Genomic DNA, 13,479 nt, shown 5'->3' on the forward strand with positions numbered 1-13,479 from the left:
TTGTCACCATGAGCAGCATGATTCCCCCGGTGTATGACACCCCCGTTTTCCGCATGGCCTGCCAGCAGTTCGACCTGGTGGCCGATTTCCTCGACATCCCGGTGAATGCGCGTGACCGCCTGAAGCTTCCGAAGCGCAGTGTCAGTGTCGCGATGCCCGTGCGGCGTGATGACGGCAGCACGACGGTCTTCATGGGCTACCGCGTGCAGCACCACCTGACACTCGGCCCGACGAAAGGCGGCGTGCGTTTCCATCCTGAGGTGACGCTCGGTGAAGTCGCCGCGCTGGCGATGTGGATGAGCTGGAAATGCGCGCTGACCGGCCTGCCGTATGGCGGTGCCAAGGGCGGCGTGACCTGCAATCCGCGCGAGCTTTCAACCGGCGAGCTGGAGCGCGTGACGCGGCGCTACACGCAGGAGTTGATTCCCTTTATTGGCCCGCAGATCGACATTCCCGCGCCAGACATGGGCACAAACGAGCAGACCATGGCGTGGATGATGGACACTTACTCACTGCAAAGCGGTCATTGCGTGCCTGCGGTCGTCACGGGCAAGCCGGTGAGCCTCGGCGGATCACTCGGACGTCGTGAAGCGACGGGGCGCGGCGTGGCTTACCTGGTTTCACGAGCGATGGACACGATTGGCATACCCGCCAACGGAGCCACAGCGGTCGTGCAGGGCTATGGCAACGTGGGCAGCATCGCCGCGAGCACGATGGCACGCCAGGGCATCAAAATCATCGCCGTGAGCGATGCGGTTGGCGGACTTTACAACGCTAAGGGCATTGACCTCGCCAAACTCGACGAGCATGTCGCCAAAACGAAGAGCGTCGTCGGTTTCGACGGGGGTGAGGCGATCACGAATGAGCAACTGCTCCTAACACCCTGTGATATTCTCGTTCCCGCCGCTCTGGAACGGCAGATCACAGTCGAAAACGCGTCGAAAATCCAGTGCCGCATCCTCGCCGAAGGCGCGAACGGTCCGACGACGCCTGAGGCGGACGCGATCATCGCCCAGCGGCCGGAGATCTTCGTGATCCCCGACATCCTGTGCAACGCCGGCGGCGTGATCGTCTCTTACTTCGAGTGGGTGCAGGATCTGCAAAGCTTCTTCTGGGATGAGGGCGAGGTGATGAGCAAGCTCTACCGCATCCTGGAGCAGTCGTTCATGCAGACCGTGAACTTCGCGAAGAAGCGCAAGGTCAGCATGCGCTTCGCCGCGCTCAGCCTCGGCATCCAGCGCGTGCATGAGGCCAAGACGATCCGCGGATTGTTTCCGTGATCATCCCATCACTTCCGTCGGACATTCCGGCAAGGACGCGAGGAAGGCGCGGCCGTAGGGCTTGGTGAGGATGCGGTTGTCGAGGATGGCGCAGATGCCTTTGTCGGTGGCGGTGCGGATGAGGCGGCCGACACCTTGACGCAGCTTCAGGATGGCCTCCGGCACGCTGTATTCGGTAAAGGCGTTGAGGCCCTGCTCTTCGAGATGCTCGATGCGTGAGGCGGTGAGCGGATGATCGGGCACAGCAAAGGGCAGGCGTGTGATGATGACGTTGCTCAGCGACTCGCCAGGCACATCCACACCGGTCCAGAAGCTGTCGGTGCCGCAGAGCACGCTGTGCGTGTCGTTTTTGAACTCGGCGAGCATTTGATGGCGCGGCATGCCACGGCCTTGCACGAGCAAGCGCCAGCCGCGTTTCTCGCAATGGGCCTCCAGTTTGTCCGCCAGCGAGGTCATCTGGCTGTAGCTGGTGAACAGGACGAAGGCGCGGCCGATGCTGAGGTCGATGAAATGCGTGATCCAGTGCTCAAGCTGGTCGAGGTAGCCGGGGTCGGACGGCTGGGGCATCTTCTTGAGCAGATAGAGCTTCATCTGCTTCTTGAAATCAAACGGGCTCTCGATGCATGCGGCGCGCGCCTCATCAGCACCGACGCGGTTGCGGAAGTAGCTCAGTTCCTCGTCATCGCCGATGCCAAGCGTGGCGCTGGTGAAGACGCAGGCCTTGTGGCTGGCGAAAAAAATCTGCCGCAGACGCGGCGAGACATCGACCGGCGCGGTGTGGAAGCTGATGGCGCGATGATCCGCGCCGGTGCGCTCGACCCAATGCACGTGATCCTCGTTTTCCTGATCAAGAAAGGCTTTCAGGCCAACGCGGATGGCGGTGAGCCGCTTGGCGAGATCGTGAAGCTCAAGCTTGGTTCCTTCTCGGTCCACGGCATCGCCAGCTTTTTGGGCGCGGAGGGCGAGGCGTTGCAGCGGGAGCGAAAGCGAGTCTTCGACGAGGCCCGCCTCGCGCACACGGAACTCACGACCGAGGGCGTTGAACTTGCAGCTCGCCTCGGCGGCACGGAAAAAGGTGTCCACACTGTCCAGCGTCTGCAAAACCTCACGCACACCATCCTTGTCGCCGACGAGCTGGAAGAAGCCCTTGCGCGTCTTCGGGTTGTGCAGGCGGCCGAGGTCGAACTTGAGATTGGACTCGCTGATGTGGAGTCCGAAGGCACGTGCGGCGACGTTTTCGATGGTGTGGGCCTCGTCGAGGATGACGAAGTCACGCGGGAAGAGGAAATTGCAGTCCTCGGTGAGCGTCTCGTCTGCGGAGGCGAGCAGCGTGAAGAACAGCGTGTGATTCAGCACGATGACATCCGCGGCCTCCATGCGGCGGCGGGTGTCCTGATACCAGCAGCGGCTGCCGGGCGGGCAGCGGCGCGGCGTGCAGGCATGCGGCTCGCTGCACACGAGCGACCACACGCGGGCGCTGGGGCTGAAGTCGAGATCGCTGAGCGTGCCGTCCTCGGTTTCGGCCACCCAGTCGAGCAGCAGCTTGAGTTCGGAGGCCTCGGATGTGGAAAAGAGATCGCCAGACTCGTTGAGGGCACGCTTGAGGCGCGTGGGGCAGATGTAATTGCCGCGGCCCTTCAAAATCTCGGCGTGAAACGGCCCGACGATCTGCTTCACGATGGGAATGTCCTTCGTGATCAGCTGCTCCTGCAGGTTGATCGTGTGCGTGCAGATGATGGCCTTCCGCTTCTGCTCCAGCGCGAAGGTGACGGCGGGGACGAGGTAGGCGAGCGACTTGCCGACACCCGTCGCCGCCTCGCACACGAGCGCGTGGTTGCCATCGAGCGCCGCGCCCACCAGCTCCGCCATGCGCTGCTGTTGCGGACGGTATTCGAACTGCGGCGACTCAGACAGCTTTCCGTCCTCCGAAAACGCCAGACGCATGCGTGGCGCGAGCGGCGGATGACTCCGGCGCGGCGCTTGGCTGCCTTCTTCATGGTCTTCAGCGACGTAAAACATGTGAGGCGCTTGATAGCAGAGGGCGACGGGTGGGGGGCAAAGATTTTTTCGCGATTTGGCGAATCGATTTGAAATCGACCGCAGCAGCCGGGTTTCCGCGCTGAAATTGGGTGTGAAACAGCCCCGAAAGCTCACGTTGATGGCCGGTGATGAAAAATGCTCCCCTCTCCCGCCGTCGCGCCATTCAAACGCTGTTCTGCTCGTCTGCTGCTCTCGCCTTGAACATCCGCCCGGATCGTGCCAGCGCTGAAATTGCCAAGGAGGCGCTGCATTTGCTCATGATCGGCGACTTCGGCACGGGAGGAAAGGATCAGCAGACGGTGGCCGCGGCGATGCAGAAGTTTGTCGCGGACAAGGGCATCAAACCTGCCGGCCTGCTGCTGCTGGGCGACAATTTTTACAGCCTGGACAAGGCGGGCTTCAGCACGGAGTCGCCGCGCTGGAAGAAGGAGATCGAGGACATGTATCCGGCGAGCGTGTTTCCGGGGCCGATGTGGCCGGTGCTGGGGAATCACGATTACCACGACAATCCGGGTGGCGAGAAGGTGCAGCTCGCGTATGCGCAGAAGGCAGGGGTGCGCTGGAAAATGCCCGCGAAGTGGCATCGCTTCGACCTCGGGCCGCAGGACAAGCCGCTCGTGACCTTCATCTGCCTGGACAGCAATCTTCCGGCAGTGTCAGGCGGGATCGACAAGAAGAAAAAGACGCCGCGCAGCTCGCTGACAAAAGCGGAGGAGCAGGAACAGCTCGCCTGGCTGAAGGCGGAGCTGGTGAAGCCGCGCGCGCCGTTCACCATCGCGGTGGGACATCATCCGCTCTACTCGAATGGGTCCCACGGCGACACGAAGGCACTGCTGGCGCAGTGGGAGCCGCTGTTTCAGGAGCACAAGGTGCATGCCTATCTCTGCGGCCACGATCATGACCTGCAGCATTTGGAAATGAAGGGACGCTTCACGACGCACCTGCTCTCCGGCGGTGGGGGCGCGAGCACGCGCAAGATGCCAAATGAACGCAAGATGCCCTTCGGGAAGGACATCCACGGCTTCACGCACCTGCAAATCACGGCCGACTCGCTGATCTTCACGCATCACTCCGCCGATGGCGCGGCGCTGCACACGGTGACGAAGAGGGCGGACGGCAGCTTTGCCATCGGCTGATCATTTGTAACCCGTGACCATGACGACAGGCACTTCCTTGCGCTTGCCTTTGTCGGTCTGGTGGATGGCGATCATGTACATGCCGGTTTTCTTCGGCTTGTAGAAAAGCACAAAACCCCAGCCGTCGATCACGGGGAGGATCTCACCGGCGGGCTTGCCCTCCAGGTCGAGCACGGCGCCGGTGATGTGCACGCCGGACTTTCGCGGCACGGCGACGCAGAAGCAGTATTCATTGCCCTTGTAGAGCTGCATGCGGGTGGCCTTGCCGAGCTTCGGTTCAAGCAGGCGCACCCAGCCCTCGGCGCGGATGTTATAACCTTCGTTCTCCTGGTCGTAGGCCAGGGCATGCGCGGCTTTTTCGGCCTCGTCCTGGTCGTCGGCCCGCAGCCATGAGGAGGTGAGTAGCAATGAAACGGCGAACACGGCGGCGGACGTGAGGCTTGGCAGGGCGGCAAAGAAGCGCATGGCAAAGGAAGAGAACTGATTTACTCTCTCATGCGAACATAGCCGTTGCATCAGGAAAATCCCAAGTTTCTGTTCCAAGGTTCGTGTTCGTCGTCTGAATCAACGGTTTCATTACTCTCCAAATCCCCCTTTTTCATGGCCTCGGTAGTCTTTTATATGGAGGACGGCAACACGCTCGTCCACAAGCTGGAAAACGAAGTGACCACCATCGGGCGTCACCCGGAGAGCATCGTGCAGCTCACCTGTCCGTCCTCCTCAGGACGGCATGCGGTGATCAAGCAACGCGAGGACGGCTACTACGTCCATGATCTCGATTCCAGCAACGGCACCCGCGTCAACGGCGCCGAGATCGAGGAGGCGCTGCTCAAGGACGGCGACCGCGTGGGCTTCGGCGACGTGCAGGCTGTGTTCTATGCCGGTGATCCGCCCAAGGTGCTGGAGGAGAAGCCGGTCGCCCCTCCACGCCTCGGCAAATCCCTGCCAGCTCCCGTGCCGGCCGCGAACGACGAACCCAAACCCGCTCCCTCGGGCCGCCCCCTCAGCCCGGTGCGCCGCGCCTATGGCGCCAAGTCCGCTAGCAGTTACCCGGACACGACGGAAAGCGGCTGCATGACATCGATCATCGTGACCGGCTTGTTTGCGATCGCCTTCATGGTCGGCCTGGCGATGCGTCACTCGAAGGAGATGAACGGCAACATCGTCAGCGACACGCTCGACAAGATTTTCGGCACCATGCCGAAGATCAAGATCGAGCGGAAGGAGGACTAGCCTAAGCCAGGGTCAAAGCCCTTGCTTGTAGCTTTCGCAGCGGTTGTGCCAGCCTGCGAGCCAGCGTTTCTCGCCGCGCTCGGGCGGCGAGTTCGCCACGCGGCGGCTGAGCACTCGTTTGGCGGATTCGGCGAATTCGCCGGGATAATTCCACACCGCCTTCTGACTCGTCATGCCCTCGAGCACTTGCAGGAGTCCCCAGCCCTCACCGCGGTAGCGCTCCTTGGCGCTTGTGCCTTCCCCTTTGAAATTCACATAGTCGATCAGGCAGAACATGCCCTCCGGAGTTTGTCTCAGGCCGTCAAAGGCACGGCGCACCCCTTCTGGATTCGGTGATTGCGCCAGCATCTTCGGCAGCGCCCGTTCCATCCGCTGCATGATGAATTCCGTCTGCTCCCGCACCGTACGGCCCAGCAAAGTGCGGAGTTCCTGCTGCCACGCGCCGTTTTTGTCCGCGTCGAAGGCGGCCTTCGCCGGCCACGGGCAGCTTCCACGCATCCAGCCCGGCACCGCATGACCTCTCGCGGCCAGGAAGGCGGCCAGCGGCGGAAAACTTTCCTCAAACGGCCCATTTTGCCCCTGGGCATACCAGATGAAATGCCCGATGCCGAGGGAAGCGAAGCTCTCACCCGCGTTCCAGCTCGTCAGCCCTGCAACGGTGCCGCCGCACTCGTTTTGCCAGATGCGCCGGCCCACACGGTCGATTTGAGCGCTGGAAAGGGCCGCGGCAGCACCGCCAGAGGCCTGCGGAGCACGGCCCGTTGGCTCCGCGCAGCCGGTCAGGCTGGTAAAAAGCAGGCTCAAAATGCCAAGTCTGACGGGAACAGAGGGTGTCTTCATGTTTTAGAAATCTTAAATGATGCTTTGCAGTCGAACTGGTTTTTGAAACCATAGTCGCGGGCGGTTACTTCTCTGACCTGCAATTTCATTAAGTTTGATTCACTGATTTTCCACCCTTATTCTCCCCGCCCTCAGTCTCTTGCGCGTCCGGCATGCCGTATCTGGCCTTCAATCTCAACGACGGAAATGAGTTCGTCTTCGACATCCTCGAAGAACGGCTCTCCATCGGTCGTGACGCCGGCAACGACATCGTCATCGACAACACCTTCATCTCCGGCTTTCACGCCGAGTTCCTGCGCCAGCCGGATGGTGGTTACGAAATCGTCGATCTGAAGTCCTCCAACGGCACCTTCGTCAACGGCAAGCGCGTCGAGCGCTCACGGGTCAAAGGCGGCGATCGCATCATGTTCGGCCAGCTTGAGAGCCGTTTCCGTGAGCGCGCTCCGAAGGGCCTGGCTCCCGATGCCGGATCAAAGACCGTCGCCCCGCCCAAAGGCCAGCCCACGCGTGAGGACGGCAAAAAAGGCGACACCGAGAGCATTCCCGCCCGAGATAAGCCAGAATCGCCAAAAACAGCACCTGAGACCGGGAAGATCGAAGTCACCAAACCTGTCGTCCAGCGGGCTCCGGCGGAAACGCCGAAGTCCCCTTCCGTCACCCCGCCTGTTTCGCTGATTCCGAAGCCGCCGGGAGCCACCGCGCCACCGCCTGATCCGGCCGCCGCGCCACAGACCGCTGCTCTGCGCGACGAGATCGCAAAACTCACCCAGCAGCGCGACAGGCTGCGCAGCGAGAACGACGTCGAGCAAAAGCGCCGCGATGAAATCCGCTCGCTGGAAGCCACGCTGGATGTCCGCCGCAAGGAACTCGGACAGACGCAGGCCGAGATCGCCGGCTTCAAGGGCGAGCTCGAAAAACTCCGCGGGCAGGTGCAAAACGCCCGCGCCGATGCCGAAAATGCCAAGGCTGAGGCCGGCAAGCATGACGTCAAACGCCGCGATCTTGGCAACCTTGAGAGCAAGCTCGAATCCACCCGCACTCTCATAACCAAGGCCGAGGCCGACCTCGAAACCGCGCGCAAGAGCCTGCAGACACTCCACGACGAGGCCGAGCAGAAGCGCAAGGATCGCGAAGGCGTGATAGCGAAGCTCCTGGCCGACGAAACCGCCGCGCAGGCGAAGGTCGCCGCCATCAACCAGCTCCTCGCCACCGCGCAAAAGTCCGAGGCGGAGCTCAAATCCCAGCGCAGCGCCGAACTTCAGGCCCTGGAGGCCGATGTGGCCGCCAGACGTGCCTCACTCGATCAAATCACCGCGACTCTCGCAAAGACGAGCGAGGAGGCGAAGACCCAGGAAGCCGCCGTCACCAAGGCCGCGGCGGAAGTTTCATCCGCGAGCAACAAGCTGGCGGCGCTCCAAGCGGAGATCACCGCCGCCGAGGCAAAGTTCAAGAGCGTCAACCAGTCCCTCGCCGACGCGCAGAAGTCCGAGGCCGAGCTCAAGACGAAACGCGGCGCCGACCTTCAGGCGCTCGAAGCGCAGATCACCGCCAAGACCGCCGATCTCGGCAAAGCGCAGGCTGATTTAACGAAAATTCAGGGAGACCTGTCCGCGCAAAAAGCCGCGTTTGCCAAAGCTTCTGACGAGTTCAAAGCCCGCGAGGCAGCGCTGGCCAAAATCGCCGCCGACGAGGCCGCCACGGCGAAAAAACTCGCCGAGCTGCAAAAACAAGTCAACGCGGCCGATGCCGAGATCAAACGCCTCGCCGCCCTGCAGGCCGACGCGCAGAAGTCCGAGGCCGAGCAGCGCACGAAGCGCAGTTCCGAGCTGCAGGACCTCGACAAGCAGCTCGACGCGCGCCGCGCCGAACTGAAGCAGCTTGATTCTCAAAAAGACGCAAAGCAGAACGAAATAGAGGCCGTCAACGCCACGCTGGCAAAGGCCCAGGAGCAGGTGCGCGACGCGCAGAGCCAGATCGCGCAGCTTGGTGGCGAGGAGAAGGCCGTCGCCGCCCGTGTCAGCGAGCTACGCGCCAACGAGGAACGGCTCAACGCGCTCACGCAGACGCTCGGTCAGTTGGAAAACCAGCGCGGCATGCTGGACGCCGCCATCGCCGCGCTCATGGGCAAGCAGCAATACCATGAGGCGGAAACGAACACCGCCGAGCAGCGCAAGAACGCCATCCGCGCCCAACTGGCCGACATCGAGCGCCAGCGTCTTGAGGCGGAGCAGCAGCTTGCAGATCTCAACACGCGGAAATCCGACGCCGAGGCCGCCTTTGCGCAGCAGCAGAAGGACGCGCAGACGAAGCTGGCCGAGATCGACAAACAGGCCCGCGACGCCCGCGTTCATGACGAGGAAGACCGTCTGGCGGCCGAAAAACGGCTCGCCGAGCTCCATGCGCAGATCACCGATGGCGAGACCCGCCTCGCCGCGGTCCAGGCGGAGATGAAGGCGCTGGACGACAAGGTCGCCGACCTCAACAACAAGCTGGAAGACCTCGCCTCCACCGACACGAAGCTCAACGACGCCACCGAGGCACTTAAAGCTGTCGAATCGCACAAGGCCGAGGTCGTCGCCGCTGTCGCCGCGCTGGTGAAGGACCGGGACGAGCGCACGCGCGAGCTGCTGGCCGCCACCGAGCACGGGCGCGCGCAGGCTTTGCTCACACAGACGCTCACGCAGCGCCGTGAGGCTGCGGAAAAAGAAACACGATCCATCGAGGAGCAGCAGGCCGAGAAGTCGCAGGCACTGGGCATATTGCGCGAGCAGTTGCGCGAGGCCGAGAACGAGCTCAAAAAACGCGAGGCGCAGGCCGCCGCGGCCGAGCAGAAGAAGAAGAACCTCGACGAGCTCGCGGCAGCCGCCGACCAGCAGTTCAAGATCCTGCAGACGGAACACAAGAACCTCACCGCGCAGCTTGCGCAGGCCAGAACCGAGCTGGAACAATCCATCGCCGCCGCCTCGGAGAGAAAGAAGGAGGCCGCCGCCGCCGCGGCCGCCGCGGAGAAAAGCTCGCAGCAGCAACTCACCTTCGCGGAGAAGATCAGCGGCCTGGAGGCCGTCATCGCCACGCTCACGGCAACGCATGCCACCACGCAGCAGAAGCTTTCAGCTGCGGAGTCCGACCATCAGAATTTGCAGGAGCGCCTGCTGGCGCGGCAGAAGGAGATCACTGCCGCCGAGGCCCGCGTGGCCGAGCTGACGCAGCAGACCGCCGGTTTGGAAGACCGCGTAAAGGAATTGGCCGCGACGAACAAGCGACACGCCGAACTGACTGCCGCCATCGCTGACGCCACGCAGCAGCGTGACAAGCTGGCGGCCGAAACGCAGCGCCTAGCGAAGGAACGCGCCGATCTCGACGCCGCGCTGCCCGATTTGCGTGCGAGCGTGACTCAGACCCGCGCCGAGGCGGACAATTTGAAGGCCGAGCTGGCCGCCCTGATCAAGGATCGCGATGCCGCGGCCGCCGCGTTGAAGGAATCCATCGCCGAGCGGCAAAAGTCCGACGCCGCCGTCAAGACACTGCGCGTCGAATCGGTCAATCTCGACAAAATTCTCGGCGACAAGCGGGCCAACCTCGAAGCCGAGACGAAAGCGAAGCTGGCGGAGGCCAATGCGGCGGAAACCCGCCTCAAAGGCCTCCAGGAACGCATCGCCGCCGCGGAGAAACGCCTCACGGAGCTGGCGGATGTGGACGCGCGCGTCGCCGCCGCCACCAAAACGCTCAAGGATACCGAGGCGCAGCGCTTGGCCGAAGACAAGGCGCTCGGCGAAATCACCCGGAACCAGGAACGGCTCAAAAAGGAGGTCGCCGAGCTTGAAGCCTCCCTCAAAACGGAAAACGCCCGTCTGGCCGAACTCACGAAGAACGTCAAAACCTCCGAGGCGAAGGCCGCGGATGCTGAAAAACGCGCCGAGAAGGCCCTGGCCGCGCAGCAGGATGCCGACAAGAAACGCGCCGAGGCGGAGGCTGTCGTCGAAAAGTCCCGCGCCGAGGAAAAAGAACTGCGAAAGCAGATTCCCGCGCTCAACACCGAACTGGCCGGCATCCAGGCCGCGCTCGCCAGCATCAACAAGGAGCGCGAAGAGGCGTCCCAGTTCGTCACACGCCTGAACGTCACCACCGACAGCCAGAACAAAAAGCTGGCCGAGCTGCAACAGCAGGTCACGCAGCTCGAGGAGGCGCACAAACTGCGCGAGGAGCGCGTGATGAAGGCGCAGGCGGACGTGGACAAGGAAGCCGCCCGGCTCAAGGCCGCGCAGGAGCAGTCGCGTTCCGCCGAGGCGCAGCTCGCCGAACTGCAAAAGGAGATCAAGGACACGAGGACGAAGGCCGAGGCGGCGAAAAAGGAGTCCACTGTCGTCGATGGCGAGCTGCGGCAGCGGCTTGACCGGGTGCAGAACCTCAAGGCCGACGAAGAGCGCCTCATCAAGACCCTAGAGACGCAGAAGCTCTCGTTGGCGGACGCGGACATGCAGCTCAAGGAGCTGCACACGAAGATCGGCGCGCGCCAGGCGGAGCTGAAGGATTACATCCACGTGGGCGGTCAGGTTCTCGGCGTGGGCCAGGCGCTGCTGGGCCTGGAGGCACGCCAGGCTGAGATCAACAAGTCCCTGCGCAAGGCCTCCGAGGAGGAGCTAGCGATCCAGGTGAAGCTGAACGCCGCGCAGGAGGCGCTGAACCGAGAGAACGCCCGCGCCGAGCAGGCGCGCAAGGACCGCGAGGCCGCGGACGCGGAGTTCCAGAAATTCAGCGCCGAGATCCAGAAGCAGGCCGCCGCTTTGCAAAACTACGAGTTGGAGCAGAAAAAGCGCATCACCGAGCTCGAGAAGCGCATCGCCGACCTCGGCACCACGCAGCAGCGCGCCCTCAGCCAGATCGAGGAGACGCGGGCCGAGCTTACCCGGCTTGAGGGGCGCAAGCATGAGTTCGCGCAGGCGGAGGCGCAGCTCAAGAACTGGCAGGATATCGAGAAGCGCCTGCGCGGCCAGCTCGCCGAGCTGGAGGAGAAGCACGAGATCATGCGCCGCGGCCTGCCGGTGGAGGAGAGCACGGTGGTCATGTTCGCCAACGACATCATCAAGCGCATCGACCTCATCGACGCGCTGGTGGCGCGCTATGCCGGGGCCAATGGCGCCGCGGGCGACGTGCCGCAGCAGCTCGTGACCTTGCGCGCCTCTTTCGAGGACATCCTGCATCAGCACAGTGTGCAGGAATTCAGCGTACCGGCCGGCACGGAGGTCGATCTGGAGCTGCGCAAGCGCATCGCCGTCGTGGACTCGCTTCCAGGCAAGCTCAAGCCGCGGGTGACTGAAAGCTGCCGCTCCGGTTTTATCTTCTCGCGTGGCGAGGGCCACGAGATTATCCTGCGGAAGGTGGAGGTGCGCACTTCCAGCCAGTAGGCCGCCTGCACAGCCCCCTTTTTCCTTTTACCAATCACTCTTGTTTATGGCTGAATACGTTGGAATCGACCTTGGCACCACCCTCTCCGGGCTGGCTTATCTGAAACCGGATGGCAATCCCGAAATCGTGCCGAACGCCGACGGCGAGCGTCTGACGCCTTCCGTGGTCTTTTTTGAATCGCACGAGGATGTGAAGCTCGTCGGCTCCGCCGCGCGTGACGGCGGGGAGCCGGACCGCACGATCTTCCAGATCAAGCGCTACATGGACGATCCGGAGCATCTGGTGGAGATCGACGGCAAGAAATGGACGCCGGCGGAAATCTCCGCGCTCATCCTCTCCAAATTGAAGCGCGAGTGCTCGAAAATCTGCGGCGACATCAACGAGGTCGTCATCACCGTGCCGGCGAACTTCAACGAGCTCGCGCGCAAGAGCACCATTGCCGCCGCCGAGATGGCGGGCATGAAGGTGAAGCGCCTCGTGAACGAGCCCACCGCCGCGGCCGTCTATTACGCGCATTCGCAGGGCGTGAAGGGCCGCATCCTCGTCTATGACCTTGGCGGCGGCACGCTGGACACCACCATCCTCGAAGTGGACGGCGAGCAGATCAAAATCCTCACCTCCGAGGGCGCCCGCCATCTTGGCGGCAGCAACTTCGACGACCTGCTCCTCGAGGCTTACGCCGAGCAGTACAAAAAGCAGACCGGCGCGGCCCTCTACAGCGACGAGCGCCACCGCCGCCGCGTGCTGCACGCCACCGAGGACGCGAAGAAGATGCTCTCAAAGCTCCAGCGCGTGAACGATACCGTGGCCAACGATCAGAACAGCGGCATCGCCCGCATCGACCTCACCCGCGATCATTTCGAGAAGATGATCCGCCACATGCTCACCCGCACGGTGTTTCTCGTCGAGCAGGCGCTCGACTCGGCGAAGCTGAAGCCCTCCGACATCGACCACGTCGTGCTGGTCGGCGGCTCGACGCGCATTCCGAAGGTGAAGACAATGCTGGAGAAGATGTTCGGCAAGACGCCGAAGTCCTGCGGCAACGTGGACGAATGCGTCGCGCTCGGCGCGGCCTTGTTCGCAAAAAAATCTGCCCGCATCCAGGAGGTGTGCAACGCCAGCTACGGCACGCTCGCCATGGTCTATAACGCGAAGACCAAGGAGGAGAAGCTGATGAACACCATCGTCATCCCGAAGAACAGCGTCATCCCCTGCTCCCGCACGCAGGTTTACCAGACCTCCGAGGACAATGAGCGCGTCATCGAGGTGGACATCACCCAAGGCGAGGACGAGGACGCGAAATTCGTCGATGTCATCGGCCGCATCACGCTCGACGTGCCGCCGAACCGCCCGAAGGGCTGCGAGGTGGCCGTGACTTTCAGCTATGATGAGAACCAGCGCGTGCGCGCACTCGTCGTGGACAAGCAGTCCGGCCGCAGCAAGGAAGTCGCCGTGACTTACAAGGGCGCAGGCGTGCTTTCCGACGAGGAATTGAAGCGCCGCAGCCACCATCTTCGCGCCATGCGCATCGAGTAACCCGCACA

8 protein-coding genes are annotated in these 13,479 nt (G+C 62.9%); 5 read left to right on the forward strand and 3 right to left on the reverse strand.

Annotated elements, in window-relative coordinates; genetic code table 11:
* The first annotated feature begins 8 nt into the window (after nucleotides 1–8).
* On the forward strand, nucleotides 9–1,280 hold the full coding sequence (locus ACILSE_RS09040; protein WP_395717053.1) for a Glu/Leu/Phe/Val dehydrogenase: 1,272 nt from the start codon (nucleotides 9–11) through the stop codon (nucleotides 1,278–1,280).
* Here ACILSE_RS09040 and ACILSE_RS09045 read toward each other — a convergent pair whose 3' ends face one another.
* Nucleotides 1,281–3,299 (reverse strand): ATP-dependent DNA helicase, encoded by a 2,019-nt coding sequence (locus ACILSE_RS09045; RefSeq protein WP_395717054.1) that lies wholly within the window; start codon nucleotides 3,297–3,299, stop codon nucleotides 1,281–1,283. It abuts the gene before it with no gap.
* A gap of 149 nt (nucleotides 3,300–3,448) precedes the next feature.
* Here ACILSE_RS09045 and ACILSE_RS09050 point away from each other — a divergent pair, with 149 nt between their 5' ends.
* Complete coding sequence (locus ACILSE_RS09050; protein WP_395717055.1) at nucleotides 3,449–4,456, forward strand: metallophosphoesterase; 1,008 nt, start codon at nucleotides 3,449–3,451, stop codon at nucleotides 4,454–4,456.
* On the opposite strand, the gene ACILSE_RS09055 is transcribed toward ACILSE_RS09050, so the two are convergent.
* Complete coding sequence (locus ACILSE_RS09055) at nucleotides 4,457–4,921, reverse strand: hypothetical protein (RefSeq protein ID WP_395717056.1); 465 nt, start codon at nucleotides 4,919–4,921, stop codon at nucleotides 4,457–4,459.
* A gap of 135 nt (nucleotides 4,922–5,056) precedes the next feature.
* Between ACILSE_RS09055 and ACILSE_RS09060 the strand changes: the two genes are divergently transcribed.
* Entirely contained in the window at nucleotides 5,057–5,689 is a 633-nt protein-coding gene (locus ACILSE_RS09060) for an FHA domain-containing protein (protein WP_395717057.1), read from the forward strand.
* Nucleotides 5,690–5,701: 12 nt separating this feature from the next.
* Here the strand turns inward: ACILSE_RS09060 and ACILSE_RS09065 are convergent, their stop codons facing one another.
* The gene (locus ACILSE_RS09065) at nucleotides 5,702–6,529 is read right to left on the reverse strand and encodes a hypothetical protein (protein ID WP_395717058.1); all 828 of its coding nucleotides are present in this window, start codon (nucleotides 6,527–6,529) and stop codon (nucleotides 5,702–5,704) included.
* Nucleotides 6,530–6,681: 152 nt separating this feature from the next.
* Here ACILSE_RS09065 and ACILSE_RS09070 point away from each other — a divergent pair, with 152 nt between their 5' ends.
* Nucleotides 6,682–11,934, forward strand: a complete 5,253-nt coding sequence (locus ACILSE_RS09070) for an FHA domain-containing protein (protein ID WP_395717059.1) — start codon at nucleotides 6,682–6,684, stop codon at nucleotides 11,932–11,934.
* Between the two features lie 46 nt (nucleotides 11,935–11,980).
* Complete coding sequence (locus ACILSE_RS09075) at nucleotides 11,981–13,471, forward strand: Hsp70 family protein (protein WP_395717060.1); 1,491 nt, start codon at nucleotides 11,981–11,983, stop codon at nucleotides 13,469–13,471.
* Nucleotides 13,472–13,479 lie beyond the last annotated feature (8 nt).

It is taken from the genome of Prosthecobacter sp., assembly GCF_044236155.1.
Taxonomy (GTDB): domain Bacteria; phylum Verrucomicrobiota; class Verrucomicrobiia; order Verrucomicrobiales; family Verrucomicrobiaceae; genus Prosthecobacter.

What these genes read in the sequence shown, in the direction of transcription:
- ACILSE_RS09040 (WP_395717053.1), top strand. Translation starts at nt 9, where the DNA reads ATGAGCAGCATGATTCCCCCGGTGTATGACACCCCCGTTTTCCGCATG.
- ACILSE_RS09045 (WP_395717054.1), bottom strand. Translation starts at nt 3,299, where the DNA reads ATGTTTTACGTCGCTGAAGACCATGAAGAAGGCAGCCAAGCGCCGCGC.
- ACILSE_RS09050 (WP_395717055.1), top strand. Translation starts at nt 3,449, where the DNA reads ATGAAAAATGCTCCCCTCTCCCGCCGTCGCGCCATTCAAACGCTGTTC.
- ACILSE_RS09055 (WP_395717056.1), bottom strand. Translation starts at nt 4,921, where the DNA reads ATGCGCTTCTTTGCCGCCCTGCCAAGCCTCACGTCCGCCGCCGTGTTC.
- ACILSE_RS09060 (WP_395717057.1), top strand. Translation starts at nt 5,057, where the DNA reads ATGGCCTCGGTAGTCTTTTATATGGAGGACGGCAACACGCTCGTCCAC.
- ACILSE_RS09065 (WP_395717058.1), bottom strand. Translation starts at nt 6,529, where the DNA reads ATGAAGACACCCTCTGTTCCCGTCAGACTTGGCATTTTGAGCCTGCTT.
- ACILSE_RS09070 (WP_395717059.1), top strand. Translation starts at nt 6,682, where the DNA reads ATGCCGTATCTGGCCTTCAATCTCAACGACGGAAATGAGTTCGTCTTC.
- ACILSE_RS09075 (WP_395717060.1), top strand. Translation starts at nt 11,981, where the DNA reads ATGGCTGAATACGTTGGAATCGACCTTGGCACCACCCTCTCCGGGCTG.